The sequence below is a fragment of the Thermovibrio sp. genome (assembly GCA_015488335.1).
In the GTDB taxonomy this organism is placed as follows: Bacteria; Aquificota; Aquificia; order Desulfurobacteriales; family Desulfurobacteriaceae; genus Balnearium.
The window spans coordinates 17,278-32,533 of sequence record WFNZ01000051.1; the positions used below are offsets into that span (position 1 = coordinate 17,278).

At 46.0% G+C, this 15,256-nt stretch carries 17 protein-coding genes; 1 reads left to right on the plus strand and 16 read right to left on the minus strand.

Going from position 1 to position 15,256, the window contains the following annotated elements:
- Position 1: 1 nt before the first annotated feature.
- From trxB to amrB, 4 genes are read right to left on the minus strand one after another with little or no spacing between them, the layout of a single operon-like run.
- Entirely contained in the window at positions 2-925 is a 924-nt protein-coding gene (trxB, locus tag F8H35_RS05885) for a thioredoxin-disulfide reductase (RefSeq protein WP_472572609.1), read from the minus strand.
- Positions 926-928: 3 nt separating this feature from the next.
- Positions 929-1,255, minus strand: a complete 327-nt coding sequence (gene trxA / locus F8H35_RS05890) for a thioredoxin (RefSeq protein WP_472572610.1) — start codon at positions 1,253-1,255, stop codon at positions 929-931.
- A complete protein-coding gene (locus tag F8H35_RS05895) occupies positions 1,239-1,526 on the minus strand; it encodes an ArsR/SmtB family transcription factor (RefSeq protein ID WP_472572611.1) in 288 nt (95 codons plus the stop codon). The genes trxA and F8H35_RS05895 overlap by 17 nt, the downstream gene beginning before the upstream one ends.
- Positions 1,527-1,565: 39 nt before the next feature.
- Entirely contained in the window at positions 1,566-2,369 is an 804-nt protein-coding gene (gene amrB, locus F8H35_RS05900) for an AmmeMemoRadiSam system protein B (RefSeq protein ID WP_472572612.1), read from the minus strand.
- A gap of 109 nt (positions 2,370-2,478) precedes the next feature.
- Here amrB and panD point away from each other — a divergent pair, with 109 nt between their 5' ends.
- Entirely contained in the window at positions 2,479-2,859 is a 381-nt protein-coding gene (panD, locus tag F8H35_RS05905) for an aspartate 1-decarboxylase (RefSeq protein WP_472572613.1), read from the plus strand.
- Positions 2,860-2,882: 23 nt separating this feature from the next.
- Here the strand turns inward: panD and F8H35_RS05910 are convergent, their stop codons facing one another.
- From F8H35_RS05910 to F8H35_RS05965, 12 genes are all read right to left on the minus strand, one after another.
- On the minus strand, positions 2,883-3,980 hold the full coding sequence (locus tag F8H35_RS05910; RefSeq protein ID WP_472572614.1) for an inositol-3-phosphate synthase: 1,098 nt from the start codon (positions 3,978-3,980) through the stop codon (positions 2,883-2,885).
- Positions 3,981-4,364, minus strand: a complete 384-nt coding sequence (locus tag F8H35_RS05915) for a hypothetical protein (protein ID WP_472572615.1) — start codon at positions 4,362-4,364, stop codon at positions 3,981-3,983.
- 1 nt (position 4,365) lies between these two features.
- Complete coding sequence (gene ybgF, locus F8H35_RS05920; protein WP_472572616.1) at positions 4,366-5,061, minus strand: tol-pal system protein YbgF; 696 nt, start codon at positions 5,059-5,061, stop codon at positions 4,366-4,368.
- Entirely contained in the window at positions 5,062-6,135 is a 1,074-nt protein-coding gene (locus tag F8H35_RS05925) for an NAD(P)H-dependent flavin oxidoreductase (RefSeq protein WP_472572617.1), read from the minus strand.
- The gene (locus F8H35_RS05930) at positions 6,128-6,622 is read right to left on the minus strand and encodes a 2-thiouracil desulfurase family protein (RefSeq protein ID WP_472572618.1); all 495 of its coding nucleotides are present in this window, start codon (positions 6,620-6,622) and stop codon (positions 6,128-6,130) included. The genes F8H35_RS05925 and F8H35_RS05930 overlap by 8 nt, the downstream gene beginning before the upstream one ends.
- Entirely contained in the window at positions 6,603-7,820 is a 1,218-nt protein-coding gene (locus F8H35_RS05935) for a M16 family metallopeptidase (RefSeq protein ID WP_472572619.1), read from the minus strand. The genes F8H35_RS05930 and F8H35_RS05935 overlap by 20 nt, the downstream gene beginning before the upstream one ends.
- Positions 7,820-8,467: a phosphoribosylglycinamide formyltransferase gene (purN, locus tag F8H35_RS05940; protein WP_472572620.1), complete on the minus strand. Its 648-nt coding sequence runs from the start codon at positions 8,465-8,467 to the stop codon at positions 7,820-7,822. Before purN ends, F8H35_RS05935 begins: the two co-directional genes overlap by 1 nt.
- The gene (gene purM, locus F8H35_RS05945; protein ID WP_472572621.1) at positions 8,464-9,498 is read right to left on the minus strand and encodes a phosphoribosylformylglycinamidine cyclo-ligase; all 1,035 of its coding nucleotides are present in this window, start codon (positions 9,496-9,498) and stop codon (positions 8,464-8,466) included. The genes purN and purM overlap by 4 nt, the downstream gene beginning before the upstream one ends.
- Positions 9,495-10,469, minus strand: a complete 975-nt coding sequence (locus tag F8H35_RS05950) for a 3'-5' exoribonuclease YhaM family protein (protein ID WP_472572622.1) — start codon at positions 10,467-10,469, stop codon at positions 9,495-9,497. Before F8H35_RS05950 ends, purM begins: the two co-directional genes overlap by 4 nt.
- A 69-nt stretch (positions 10,470-10,538) precedes the next feature.
- Positions 10,539-11,954: an NADH-quinone oxidoreductase subunit N gene (locus F8H35_RS05955; RefSeq protein ID WP_472572623.1), complete on the minus strand. Its 1,416-nt coding sequence runs from the start codon at positions 11,952-11,954 to the stop codon at positions 10,539-10,541.
- A 10-nt stretch (positions 11,955-11,964) separates the two neighbouring features.
- The gene (locus tag F8H35_RS05960) at positions 11,965-13,410 is read right to left on the minus strand and encodes a complex I subunit 4 family protein (RefSeq protein ID WP_472572624.1); all 1,446 of its coding nucleotides are present in this window, start codon (positions 13,408-13,410) and stop codon (positions 11,965-11,967) included.
- Between the two features lie 9 nt (positions 13,411-13,419).
- Positions 13,420-15,255, minus strand: a complete 1,836-nt coding sequence (locus F8H35_RS05965) for an NADH-quinone oxidoreductase subunit 5 family protein (RefSeq protein ID WP_472572625.1) — start codon at positions 15,253-15,255, stop codon at positions 13,420-13,422.
- Between the last annotated feature and the right edge of the window lies 1 nt (position 15,256).

The window sequence follows — 15,256 nt, forward strand, 5'->3', positions numbered from 1 at the left end:
CTTATCCTTCCTTCTCCTCAAGGTATTTGCTTGCAGACATTGCAGCAACAGCTCCGTCAGAAGCCGCAGTTACAACCTGCTTCAACGGTTTATGCCTTACATCCCCGGCAGCAAAAAGGCCGGGAGTTTTTGTCTTCATCTCCTCATCAGTAACTATAAATCCCTGCTCGGTTGTCTCAACAAGGTGAACAACAGGAGCTACGTTAGGTTCGTTGCCAATAAAAATAAAGACACCATCTACAGGTAGAACACTCTCCTCCCCTGTAACAGTATCCTTTAGGGTAAGGGACTCAACAAAATCTTTCCCGTTAATGGAAACAACAACTTTGTTAAGAACCGGCTCTATCTTCTCGTTCCTCTTAACTCTGTCCTGAATTATTTTTACAGCCCTGAACTTATCCCGCCTGTGTATCAGATAGACCTTACTTGCAAACTTCGTTAAGTAGAGAGCCTCTTCTAAGGCAGAATCGCCACCACCAACAACTGCAACGGTTCTATCCTTAAAGAAAGCACCGTCGCAGACGGCACAGTAGGAAACCCCTCTTCCTACAAACTCTGCTTCACCTGGAACGTTGAGCTTCCTCGGAGTTGAACCGGCAGCCCAGATAAGGGTTTTTCCTCTAAACTCCTCCCCAGCTGCCTTGACAACGAAAATATCTCCGTCTAAATCAACAGATTCAACAGGTTTGCCGTTCTCTATTCTGGCTCCGAACTTCTCAGCGTGCTGGCGAAACTTCTCAGAAAGCTCAAAACCGGTAATTCCCTCGTAAAAACCCGGGTAGTTCTCTATAGTTTCTGTTATGAGGAGCTGGCCTCCCGGCATCATCTGGTCAAGTACCAGAGTATCAAGCTGCGAACGGCCTGCATAAATGGCGGCAGCCAGCCCTGCAGGACCGGCGCCCACTATTAACACATCTCTAACCATCAATTACTCCCCAAGAACACGCTGAATCATGTTCTCAAAAACGGCCTTTGGCTGAAGACCAACTTTAACGTCTGCAACGTCTCCATTGACAAAGAGCATAACTGTGGGAATTCCCCTGATGCCGTACTGCATTGCAACCATTGGAAGCTCATCTGTGTTTACCTTAACAACTTTAACCTTTCCGGCATACTCCTGTGCCAGCTCTTCAATTGTTGGAGCAAGCATTCTACAGGGTCCACACCAGGGTGCCCAGAAGTCAACCAGAACGGGAATATCGGACTGGAGAACTTCCCTTTCAAAATCTTCAACTGTCCTAATCTCTTGAGCCATTACCAACCTCCTCTTTTAAAAGTTGCAGTATTTTAATAACTATCGGCTTCTCTATCCTGTAACAGGTTTTTACCCCGTCTTTCCTGTAAGAGATAATACCTGCCGTTTTAAGTATGTTGATGTGCTGGGAGACGGTAGGCTGGGGAACTCCCAACTCCTGCCATATATCCTTTACGCACTTTTCACCGTTAGAGAGATACTCAACTATCTTAACCCGTGTAGGGTGGGCAAGTGCCTTAAAAATTTCGGCTAACTGCTCCTCCTTCCCCAAAAACGCCTCCTCTTAAAGTTTGAGCGAATTGTATCATAGTTAATATATGATGATTCCTGCATACCCAACAACCTGACTGTAGTCTCCCGTTACATCTCCAGAGGTTCTGTACATAACCAGCTCAGCTCCCTTTGCCCCGAGGAGTTTCGCCGCAACAAGACCAACTGTAGCAGGGATAACGCCACACATAGAGATGTTGTAGCTGTGAACTCTTCTGTAGAGCTCCTCAGGGTCAAGGTTCAGTATTGCATCTATGGCAAGGGAATCAAGCTCTTCTGCAGTTTTCTGGGAAACGTAGTGGGAAAAGTCTGTACTGATTACTACGAGCGAATCCCTCTCTTTCAGAACTTCAACAAGGGCTTCTCCTGCGGCAACACAGTCTGAGTAGGGAAGGTGCTGGAAAACTACCGGAACGATAGAGAGGTCTTCCCTGTAGCTGGAACAGTGCTGTAAGAACGGAACCTGAACTTCTAAAGAGTGCTCGTAGATGTGGGCAGTTGGGTCGGGCTCGTAAGGGTAGTGTTCAACAAGCTCCGAGGAGATCTCGCTGTTTACCGGAACCTCTCCGAGGGGCGTAAGCCACACACCTTCCGGGAAAACCGAGGCAGGCTTTCCAAGGCCTGTATGGTTCGGGCCCATAATAATGCAATCTGCCGGTATTTCTACTCTGCTGTAGGTCTCTCCTGCAACTTTACCCGAGTAGATGTAGCCTGCGTGGGGAACTACAATCGCCTTTGCTTTAACTTTGGGGAGCTCCCTCCTGCAGAAAGAGTCTAAGAAGAGGCGGAGCTCCTCAGCCGTCCCCGGGTAGAACTGACCTGCAACTGCTGGATACCTTACCATCTCTCCCTCCTTTAACCGTTGTCCTTCCGATTCTTAAATATAGTTATCTTTCTTCACCGAATCTGCCAAACTATATTTAGTGGTGCAAACTCCCTTTAAGGAGTGGTTTATGAGAAGGATAATGTTTAAGTCAAAAATACACAGGGCTACAGTAACAGGAGCAGACCTCAACTACGAGGGTAGCATAACCATAGACAGCGAACTTCTAAAACTTGCAGACATCTACCCTTACGAAAAGGTTGACATATACAACGTAAGTAACGGAGAGAGATTCTCAACCTACGTGATACCGGGGGAGCCGGGGAGCGGTGAGATCTGCCTCAACGGAGCAGCAGCAAGAAAAGTTCAAAAGGGAGACATTGTAATAATTGTAAGCTACTGCGAGTTAACAGAGGATGAGATAAAAGAGTTTTCTCCGACCGTCGTCCTTGTAGATAAGGAGAACAGGCCCGTTAAGGTAAGCAGAACTTCCGGAGGACTTTTAGTTTAGAAAACGGGGCGCGGAGCCCCAAATTATCTCTCAACTTCTCCAGCTATAAACTTATCAACCAACTCCTTTGCCTTCCAGTCTGGATACTGAATGGGTGGGTGTTTCATAGTGTAAGAGGAGATAGAGTAGAGAGGACCGGAAATTCCTCTATCCATGGCAAGTTTTGCACACCTTATGGCGTCTATGGCTGAACCGGCGCTGTTTGGAGAGTCTTCAACAGAGAGCTTCAGCTCTATATACATTGGAACATCGCCAAAGAGCCTTCCCTCAAGCCTTATGTAGGCAATCTTGTTGTCTTTAAGCCAAGGCACGTAGTCGCTGGGGCCAATGTGAATGTTATTGTCGTCAATCGGATAAGGAATTAGAGAACGAACAGCTTCAGTCTTAGAGACTTTCTTGGTTTTGAGCCTCTTCCTCTCAAGCATGTTAAGGAAGTCTGTATTCCCACCGAAGTTGAGTTGGTAAGTCCTGTCTATTGGAACTCCTCTATCTGCCATGAGGGTAGCAAGAACTCTGTGGGTTATCGTTGCTCCAACCTGAGACTTTATGTCATCACCAACTATGGGAAGCCCTTTCTCCTTAAACTTCTGTGCCCATTCTTCATCTGAAGCTATAAAAACGGGAATACAGTTTACAAAGGCACATCCGGCCTCTAAAGCACACTGAGCATAGTAACGGGTAGCCTCTTCAGAACCTACGGGAAGGTAGTTAACAACCACCTCTGCACCGCTTTCCTTAAGAACCTTAACAACGTCAACAGGTTTCTTATCAGCTGGAACAAACCTCTGGTCTTCAGGGTAGTCAAGCATGTGCTCTGCAAAACCGTCCATAACAGGGCCCATCTGGACTTCAACGCCCATTTTTGGAACATCAGGATTGAAAACTTTGGTGCAGTTTGGCTTTTCAAAAATAGCTTCACTAACGTCTTTTCCCACTTTCCTCGCATCTATGTCAAAAGCTGCAACAACTTCTATGTCCCAGGGTTTATAACCTCCGATGTCGTAGTGCATAAGACCGGAGATCTCATCTTTACTCTTGTTCTGGTAGTAGTAAATCCCCTGAACTAACGAACTTGCACAGTTTCCAACTCCAACTATTGCCAGCTTCACCTTCTTTGACATCTACTCTCCTCCCGAACGGTACTTTCTGGAGAGTTCTTTAAACTCTCCAATCTTTCTCTCTAACAGGTCAAGTATAGACACCATCTCATCAACTATCTTTGGGAAGTTCTCAGCCAGAGATTCTACTACATCCTGAATAATCTTTTCTCTCTCCTCATCTGAAAGATACTGCCTGTTTTTCAGGGCATCTTCAATCAAGGCCATCTCAAGGAGCCCAAGGGTAAGGAGAAGAGGATTTATTTCCTCTGCCTTAAACCTCTGCTTTAAGAACTCAACAATCTGCTGGTAGTTACTGTCGGGTCTACACCTTCCGAGCTCAAGGTTCAACCACAGATCGGCAGCCCTACAGGCAAGCCCTTTTATCCCTTTCTCGTCAATTTCCATTTTACTGCTCCAGTTCCATAAGTTTCACTTTAGCTATACCTGCCTCAGGGGTTCCCGGGTACTTCTGGATAACCTCCTGAAGTATCTGCTTAGCCTTGTTTATGTCCCCCATTCCCCTATAGCAGAGGGCCAGCTTAAGCATTGCCGCAGGAACTTTGTTTCCATCGGGATACTTGTCTATTACCTGCTGGAAGTATTTTGCTGCAGTTTCGTAGTCGTTGTGGGAGTAGTAGATCTCACCTATCCAGTAGAGGGCATTGTCTGCAAGGTCGCTGTCCGGATACTGCTGAACTAACTGCTGAAAGAGCTGTTCCGCCTTATCAAAATCTCCTGCCTCCATTGCGTTGAAGGCCTGACGGTATAGGTCACTGGCTCCTGTTTGAACAACGGGCTGGGATTTCTGCTGTTTCTGTGGCTGAGAGGGAGCTCCCACCGTAACCTGAGAAACCACGCTTTTCAGCTGGTCAACCTCTTTCTTCAGGTCGTAAATGTTCTGCTCGTTTGTGGCAACTCTGTCTTCCACTTTAGAGATTCTTGTCTCAAGGCTGTTTGTTTTCTTCTCGTCCTGAGAAACCCTTGCTTTCAGTGCCTGGATTTCTGCCTTCAGCGAAGAGAGTTCACCACCAGACTGTTGATTAACAGTTGCACAGCTGAACGACAAAAGGGATAGAAAAGCTATTCCAAGAAACTTTCTCATCTACTCCTCCCCAAAATTAAGGTTTTTCTTCTCAAGCTCCTCCTCACATTCCTTTACAAGTTCATCTATAAGTTCCTTAACGCTGTACATTCTGTTAACCCTTCCAACGTTGCTCCCGGAAAAGACCAATCCCCTTTCTACGTCTCCCGAAACAGACTTCAGCAGTACATCTGCAATACAGTATATAGAATCTTCGCCGGAACAGGTTTTTAAGCAGTTAAAAGGACACTTGTGAGGAATCTTTCCTTCCCTTTCAAGCCTTTCTGTAAAGGGATTTCTAACGGCGTGGGCAGGCATTCCAACAGGGCTCTTTATGTATATAGAATCTTCCGGTTTCGCCTGAATTATGTAGTCTTTAAACTCCTGAGCTGCATCGCACTCGTAGGTAGCTATGAAACGGGTGGCTATTTGAACTCCTTTCGCTCCAAGCTCAAAAGCCCTCGCCATATCTTTTCCGTCAAAAATTCCACCAGCAGCTATAACGGGGATGTTAACGGCTTCAACGATAGATGGCAGAATATCCCAGAGTTTATCCATCGTTCCAAGGTGTCCTCCGGCATCACCGCTTTCAACGATAACGGCAGCGGCACCCAACCTTTCTGAAAGTTTTGCTCCTTTAGGTGTTGCAACTATTTCCACCAAAGGCATATCAAAGGTATTACAAATTTTGAAAACGTCTTTCCCAAATCCCGCTCCCTGAATTATCAGGTCTGCACCGGCATCTATAGCTGTCATCAGGAGTTCATAGAAGTGGGTTAAGGCGTACATTATGTTTACGCCTATTATTCCGTTGGGAGCAAGCTCTTTGGCTTTTCTTATCTCCTCTGCAAGTTCGTGAGCGTAGTGGTAGGGTTTAAGACCAACGCTCTCAACATCTATCCCTTTACAGGTGGTCTTTTTCGGTTTTGACCTGTCCTTTTCATGGAGGAGAACTGCCGAAATTACGCCTATTCCACCGGCGTTTGCAACCGCAGAGGCGAGCCTGTGGAGTGAAACTTTTGCTCCCATTCCACCCTGAATGATGGGATACTTAGGTTCAAGGTGCCTTATTCTAAGTTTAGGAAGTCTACTCATCTATCTCCTCTATTAGTTTCTCTATACTCTCTCTATCTTCTGAAGGTAGAATTTTAAACCCTTTAGAGCTTAAAAGTGCAGCCGTAACTCCCCTTCCATCTTTCAGGTCGTCATTTTCAAAACGGTAGATTTTCCTGACGCCACAGGAAGGGCTCTTCTCTTTCAGTATACAGGCTACACAGCTGTCTTTAAAAAGTTCCGCAACGTAAAGTGTTTCGTAAGCTCCCTTCAGAAAGTTCTCTGTAACGTCTAAATCTGAACCGTCAACTGTTTTAACTTTTGCCTTTCCGGAAATGACGGAAAATCCGTCTCCTTCTGTAATTTTGGCAGGAGGTCTTGGAGTCGGAAGTCCTCCAAGCTGTTCAGGACATAGAGGTACGGCAATTCCCCTTCTAAAAAGCTCAACTATTAGAGGGTCTCTGTTGTTCCCTCCGTTGTACTTACAGTTTATACCTAAAAGACACGCACTAACAATAACTCTCTTCATCTTTTACGACCACCTCGTGGAACGGTTCACACGATACTTTCTCTGCAACGTCTAAAATATCCCTTATACCGACGTTTTCTATCTCCTGCAAAAACCGAGTATCGTAAGAATAACCTATTCCCAAAACCTCCCAGAAGCCGAAATACCATGCTTTCTTCCCTCTCGTTTCGTGGTCAAGGAGGTAGGTTCCTCTAAAGTAGCGCTTACCCCTTTCTACCAGGTCTTCAGTCAGAAAGTCAGGTAGGTTAGAGATAATACTGCGGAGCTCCCCCCTCACAGCCTCTTCTTTTTCAGGAGAGGTACCTATGTAGATAAGGAGTCTTCCTGAGTTTATCCTTGAAGGGTAGAGGGAACCGGTTGAATAGGCAAACCCTCTTTTCTCGCGGAGCTCCTGAAAGAGAACCGACCCTATTCCCTCTCCCAAAACTGTATTTAAAAGTTTGTAAACGGGATATTTAGAATCCCGAACCGGAGGAGCATTTAAAGCAATAAGAATAAAGCTCTGAGCAGAGCCTTTCCTGTGAACAAACTCTGTTCTAAACTCCATTATTGGGCACTCAAATCTTTTAGTTTCCAGCGGCTTAAGAGCAATCACCTCAAGTTCTTTTAAAATGGAGTCAATTCCTCTTAAGTCTCCACAGAAAGAGACTAAAGAACCTTCTGGTATGAAGGCTGATTCAAACCAGTCAGAACACCTCTCAACAGTAAGGGAGGAAATGCTCTCTTCTCTGCCGTAGGGCATTTTGCTGTAGGGAACTCCACCGTAGGTCAACCTCATCATTGTTTCGTAGGCTAGAGTGAAGGAGCTCTCCCTCTTCGCCCTTATAGAGGCCAGAAGTGAGGCCTTTTCAATTTCAAAGCTCTCCTCTAAAAAACCGGGATTTAAAATGGTCTCTACCAGTAAAGAGATGTAATCTGCCGAAAACCGGGAAACAGACTGAAACCGAAGCTGAGAGTAGTCAACAGAAACTTCAGGAGAAAAAGGCGTCCCCATCTGCTCCTGAAGTGAGTAAAACTCCCCGGCAGGCCGTTTCAAACTCCGCTTAAAAGCCGTTCTAAGGGTTAGGAGAGTTATTCCCTCAACAGGATCTACAGAGGAACCTCCCGGCATAAAAAGGGTTCCCGAAAGTATTTCAAATCCCTTCTCCTCTTTAAGCAAAACCTTAAGACCGTTAGAGAGACTAACCTCTTCAACCATCAGAAATCCTCTAAAGCGGGAACTACCGGAAGCCGGCTGTAGTCTGCCCCTTCAACAAGAACTTTCCTCCCTTCCAGCTTAACTCTTCCGTCTGCAAACCACTTAACGGCCTGAGGATATATCCTGTGCTCCCACTTTAAAATTTTCTCAGAGAGGCTTTCAGGAGTATCATCGGGAAAAACCGGAACGGCAGCCTGGACAACGATAGGCCCCGTATCAACGCCTTTATCAACAATGTGAACAGTAGCTCCTGAAATCTTCACGCCGTAGGTAACAGCCTGCCAGTGCGGTTTTAAGCCCGGGAAAGAGGGAAGGAGAGAAGGGTGAACGTTCAGAACTCTGTTTGGGAAGGCGTCTATGAAAATTTCTGAAACGATGAGCTTATAGCCGGCCAGACAGACAAGGTCAACCTTAAGGTGTTTCAGTATCTCTACAAGGCGCCTGTCGTAGTCTTCACGGCTCGGGAAGGAGAAAGGGTCAACAAAGAGCCAGTTTACTCCAAGTTTCTCAGCTCTACTAATAGCCTGAGCGTTCCTCTTATTAACAATCAGGGCAACCAGTTCTCCCTTTATTTTCCTTTCCAAAAACGCCCGTGCAATGGCCTCAAAGTTGCTTCCCCTTCCGGAAGCCAGAACGGCAACCCTCATTCTATAACCACCTTCCCCTCTCCTTCCGTAATCTTCCCTATTTTGAAAACTTCTTCGCCTGAAGACTTTAAAACCTCAACGGCCCTTTCCACATCTTCCGGCGCCACAACAACGGTGTAGCCTATGCCCATGTTAAAGGTTTTAAACATCTCCTCTTCAGGAACGTTTCCCTTCTCCTCAATGAAACGAAATATCTCTGGAACTTTCCAGGAACCTTTCTCAACAACCGCATTAACGCTTTTTGGCAACACCCTTACAAGGTTTCCAGGTATACCGCCGCCGGTAATGTGAGCCATCCCCTTTACGTTAACCTGGTCAAGGAGTTTAAGGATGCTCTTAACGTAAATTCTCGTAGGAGTGAGGAGAACCTCGTAAACTTTTCCGCGGAGCTCCTCTACGTAGTCATCAACCTTCATGCCTAAAATCTCAAAGAAGAGCTTTCTAACGAGTGAGTAGCCGTTGCTGTGGATTCCCGAAGAGGCAAGGCCTAAAACTACATCTCCCGGTTTTATCTCCTCTCCGGTTATATACTTCTTCCTGTCAACAATTCCTACAACAAAGCCGGCAAGGTCATACTCTCCTTCAGGGTAGAAGTCTGGCATTTCTGCTGTTTCTCCCCCTATAAGGGAACACCCTGCAATCTCGCATCCTTTAGCAATTCCCTTAACGACATCTGCAGCAACGTCAACAGAGAGCTTTCCGGTAGCGAAGTAGTCAAGGAAGAAGAGAGGTTTCGCACCAACAGTCAGAATGTCGTTTACGCACATGGCAACAAGGTCTATTCCAACGGTGTCGTGGACGTTGGCCATCTGGGCAACCTTTAGCTTCGTTCCAACGCCGTCGGTTCCCGAAACCAGAACAGGCTCTGAGTAACCTTTGGGAAGGAGATAACCTGCTCCAAACCCTCCTATCCCAGCCAGAACATTCTCATCAAAAGTTCTTTTTGCAAAAGTTTTTATCCTGTCTACAAGTTTCTCTCCGGCTTCTATGTCAACGCCTGCATCTTTATAGGTAAGCTTTCTCTCCTTCATTCTTCCTCTCCGTAGTCAATTTTACCGTCAAAGTAGATTGGAACCTCGTAGGCAAAGTGGCGCTTAGTCCAGCCTGTTCCTCCACCAAGTTCTCTCTCTATGAACTCCTCAAATCCCTTTACCTTTGAATCAAGAGCATCGGCGTAGGCAAGGGCAACTGCCTCAAGGGTTTTTGGTTTTTTAGGAGAACCGTGCTCGTACTGGCCGTGATGGGCCAGTATGCAGTGGATAAGTTTGGTCTTCAGGTCTTCAGGAAATCCGTTAATTTCTGCTATTTTGAATGCCACCATTTCACAGCTCATGTAGAGGTGGCCAAGGAGTATTCCCTCTTTTGTCCTGTCAATTGAGGTCTCTACACTATACTCGTATACCTTTCCTATATCATGGAGAATTGCAGCAGTAATGAGCAGGTCTCTGTCTAAACTCCTGTAGCGCTTTGCCACAGTTTCACATATCTCTGTAACGCCCAAAGTGTGTTCAAGAAGCCCACCGATGCAGGCGTGGTGGATGGTTTTACCGCCGGGAGCTCTCAGAAACTTTTCAACAAACTCCTCGTCGTAGAAGAAGCCCTCAAGGAGTTTTTTCAGGTATACGTTCTCTACAGTCTCTATAATCTCAAGGAGCTTTGTAAACTGCTTCTCTATTGAAAAACGGCTCTCGGAGATGAACTTCTTAGGGTTGTACTCTCCCTCTTCTGCAACCCTTATCTCTGAAAGTTTTGGCTGAAGATTCCCGTTGAAGTACTCAACGTTTCCCCTTACAAATACTACGTCTCCCTTTTTAAAAACTGTAAGATCCGCATCTTTCGGCGGCTTCCACCAGAGAGCCTGAAATGTTCCAGTTTTGTCTGACAGAACAAGTCTTAAGAAGGGCTCCCCTGTTCTGTGTTTTCTTATTTCTACGTGCTCAATGACAAAGTAGCCTTCAAAGGGAGCTCCCACCGGCAACCTGTAAATATCCCTGACAAGCACACCATCTCCTTGAGGGAAAATAGGTAGTGGGAATTATAAACGATAGAGGAGAGGGAGCAGGAGCTCCCGCTAAAACCCGACCTTAGCTGCGTAAACCGCAGAAGCGTCAACAACCGGGTTGACCCAGATACCGAAAACTATGAGAAGAATTGCCATAACTGCTAAAGGCAGAAGAATCCAGTTCTTGTTGGGAGAGTCGTTAATCGGTTTCTCAAGTGTAGGCTCCTCAAGGTACATCTGCTTGGCAATCCAGATGTAGTAAGCAACAGAGAAGGCGCTGTTGAGAAGACCTACAAGGGCTAACCAGGTCATACCGGCATCAACTGCAGCGGTAAAGACGAAAACCTTACTGATAAAGCCCGCCATAGGAGGAACCCCGGCAAGGGAAAGGAGGAAAATAAGGAAGAGAGCTGCCAGGAGTGGTTCCCTTCTACCAAGCCCCTTGTAGTCGTCCATAGTTCTTGCTCCCCAAACAAAGAGGAAAACGGCAAAACAGAGAAATGCAGCCGTTTTCATAAAAACGTAGGCAACGGAGTGGTAGATGATACCGGTAACGCTCAACGGAACAGAAAGGGCTGCAAAGGCTACAAGTGTATAACCTGCATGGGCAACGGAAGAGTAGGCCAGTATCCTTGAAACCCGCCTTTGAGCAAGGGCTAATAGGTTACCTACAGTCATTGTAAGGGCAGCTATAATGGCAAGAATCAGGGTGAAGTGGCCGGCAATCACCGGAATTGCCTCGTAGACAACCCTCATAAGCCCTATAAAGGCAGCACTCTTAGAGATACCGGTAAGGAGAGCAGCAACGCCAGGACAGGTTCCATCGTAAACATCAGGTCCCCAGAAGTGGAACGGAAAGGCCGTGATCTTAAAGCCAAAACCTGCGAATATGAAGACAGCGGCAAGGGCAACAAGAGGATCTATAAATAGGTTTTTAACAAGGGCTGAAAACTCAAAACTGCCGGTCATTCCGTAGAGAAGAGAGATTCCAAAGAGCATAAACCCTACTGCAAGGGCTCCGTTGAAGAAGTACTTAACACCGGCTTCAAAAGACTTATCGTCAAAGGCAAAGAGAACCATAAGGTAGGTAGGCATCGTCATCAGTTCCATCGCAATGGCGAGGGAGACAAAGTTGTTGGCGCTAATGAGGAGGAGAGCTCCAGCCGTAGATATCATAAGGGCAGAGATCAGCTCGTTAACGAACTTATCCTTCTCCGTAATCCAGTAGATAACCAGCATCACCATCCAGGAAGCAATTAAAATAAGAGCTCCCAACAGAATAGAAACCGGATCTGTAGTGTAGAAAACTTCTAAAACGTGTTTTCCCTTATCTGATATAAGAACTAAAAAGAGGGAAACCACATAACCTATAGAAGAGATGAGAGCTCCCTGAATCCCCGATATCCTGAAAAGCCTGTTTATAACGGGAAGAAACGCTCCCGTTAAGGCCAGAACCATTGTTGCTGCAAGGTAGTTAATGTTCACCTGTTACCCCCTACTGAAAGAGTTGTGAAAAAGCGTTAACCACAGGGTTATAGAGGTTAAAGACAACAGCCGGAATAACTCCAACCAGTATAAAAGCCCCTATGTAAAGGGCAAGAGGAATGTTCTCAATTAGAGGGAGCTCCGTAAGTGACTTCAGGTTCTTGAACTCCTCTCTTAAAGGACCAAAAACTGCCCTCTGGAGCATCCACATAAAGAAACCGGCACCAAGGGCACTGGCAAGAGGAACGATAACCATAACCCAGCCATAGTAGTCAAAAGCAGCAAGCATGACAGAGAGCTCCCCTACAAAACCTGCAGTTCCAGGAAGCCCAACGGCAGCCAGAACTCCTATAACGAACATCGTCATAAGGCCGGGAATCTTCTTCATAAGACCACCAAGCTCAGAAATGTACCAGGTGTGGGTTTTATGGTGAATGTAGCCTGCAATCATAAAGAGGAGAGAAATAACAAGGGCGTGGCCAACCATCTCATAAACGGCAGCAGAGATTCCAGCAGCAGTAAGGGCAGAAAGGCCTAAAAGGACAAACCCCATATGGTTAATACTTGAGTAGGCAACCATCCTCTTAATGTGGTCTTCTGCAAGGGCTCTGAAGCCAGCGTAGAAAATCGTAAGAACGGCAATAAAGGCCATAAGCGGAGCAAAGAACTTACTGGTTTGAGGAAAGAGGAAGATCTCCCACCTTAAAAGACCGTAAGCACCCATTTTAAGAAGAAGTCCTGCAAGGAAAACAGAAATTGGAGAAGGTGCCTGAACGTGTGCATCGGGAAGCCAGGTGTGGAAAGGAACAACGGGCATCTTAACGGCAAAACCTATAAACATCAGTATCCAGACAAGCTTTGCAACAGAAGGATCAAGGTGGATGTTCAGTAGTTTTTCAAACTCAAATGTGTGTGTAGACAGGTAGAGAACGATAATTCCAAGAAGGAGGAATACGCTCGCAAGGTGGGTATAGATAAAGAACTTCATCGCAGCGTAAATCCTGTTTTCTGCTCCCCAAATACCGATGTGGAAAAACATAGGAACCAAAGTAAACTCCCAGAATATGAAGAACCAGAGAAGATTAAGTGAGACAAAAACTCCAACCATAGGGCCAAGGAAAATAAGAATTAAGAAAAAGTAAGCCCCAGGCCTTTCAACGTGCCATGAAGAGAGGGTAACTGTAATGGCAAGGAAAGCAACTATTCCCAAAAGAACAAGAGATATACCGTCGGCAGCAAGGTGGAGGTTGAAGTCAAAAGGTGGATAAATCTGATAGAACTCATGAAATGCAAATCCATTTCCTGGATACTTGGCGATTAAGTAAGCTGTACAGAAAGCCAGGAAAACACCTACAGCCAGAGAAAGGTATTTTGGAATGTCCCTGTTAACCTTCTCACCTATCCAGGCAAAGGGTGCTACCAGAACAGGGAGCAGAATCATACTCAGCAGAACCATCCACTCCTCCTAAACAAAGAGAATGAGCAAGACAAGTGTTATTACGCCAGCAACAAAGTAAGTAAGGTAATCTATAACATCGCCAGTCTGAATCTTCCTGCACCTATCCCAGCAGGCAAGGGAAAGTCTGGCAGTTCCGTTAACTGCACCGTCAACAACGTGTATATCCACCCACTCAACAGCTTTGGCAATTGAGCCGTAGAAAACGTGGCGGCAGATCCACTTTATTGCAGCGTCAACATACCATCCGTTGTAGAGAAACTCATTTATCCCTTTACCTAACGGATGGGCTAGGAACTTGACAGTACTGATAACCCTCTTGTAGTAAATAAGGAAGACAATACCGAAGAGGATAAACATTACCGTTAAAGTTGCAACCAGCAGGTTCAGGAAGAAGGGCTCATGGACTTCACCGAAGAGGAAGTGGATAATCTGCTCTTTAAAGAAGGGAATAACTACCGTAAGTACAGCGAGAACATAGAGTGGAACGAGCATTATGGGATAAGCCTCTCTGGCGTGCTTTGAGTATTCAGAAGGCTCTCCTGTGAAGACAACAAACCAGAGCCTGAAACCGTAAGCAATACAAAGGACAGCAGCAACAAAGGTAAGGCCAAAAATCACCGGGTTACCGTAAGCGTAAGTCGCTCCGATTATCCAGTCTTTACTGAAGAAACCGTTGAAGGGCGGAACACCGGCAAGGGCAAGAATACCCACAAGGAAGAGAAGAGCTGTTTGAGGCATGTATTTGTAGAGCCCTCCCAACTTAAAGGCATCTTTTTGATGGGTCATGTGGATAACGGCACCTGCTGCCAGGAAGAGGAGGGCTTTGAAGATGGCGTGGTTCATAAGATGGAAAATTCCTGCAGCGGCTGATCCAACACCAAGGGCAACAAACATTAGAGCAAGGTGTTCCATCGTAGAGAAAGCAAGTATTTTCTTGATCTCTGTATGGGCAAGAGCTCCCGTAGCAGCAATGAATGCAGAGAGAGCTCCCACAAATCCAACAACTATTAAAGCATGGGAGTAGTCAAAGAACGGGAACATTCTTGCAACCAAGTAGACACCTGCGTTAACCATTGTGGCAGCGTGGATGAGAGCAGAAACTGTTGTCGGACCTTCCATAGCATCAAGAAGCCACGGGAAGAGGGGAAACTGGGCAGACTTTCCAACAGCTCCAATGAAGATGAGTAGTGAAATCAAGAGTCCCAGCTTAACGGAAAATGCTCCTGCAAGGGCAAGGGCGTTGAGCTCCTGGAAGTTAATTGTTCCAAGAAGAACCCAAGCAACAATTATGCCTGCAAACATAAAGACATCACCGAAACGGGTCATAACAAAGGCTTTCAGTGCAGCTTCTGCAGCACTCCTCTTCCAGTACCAGTAACCGATGAGGAGGTATGAGCAGAGACCAACACCTTCCCAGAAGATGTAGAGGCCGACAAGGTTGCTGACAAAAACAAGACCCACCATAGAGCCTATGAAGAACAGCTTTTCAAAGTAGTACCTGTGTGGAGACTCATCGTCTTCCATGTAACCTTTGGAGAAAACGATATCTAAGAAACCGATTCCTGTAGCGATTAGAGCCATAACAACAGAAAGGCTATCAACGTAAATTCCAAGAGGAATTTTAAAGGAACCGAAGGTAAACCAGTTAAACTTATGAACTATCGGATGCTCACCAAGGTTAAGTGCAATATAACAGGTAAGGATAAAACCTATTAAACCTGTTAGAACAGCCACCCAGAAGGAGTTCCATCTCTCTGTAAACTTCCCTATCAGAAAGGCGGAGATGCTTCCAAGGAAAAAGATTCCAATTGTGAGATAAGTTATCCAGACCAGCTTCTCCATC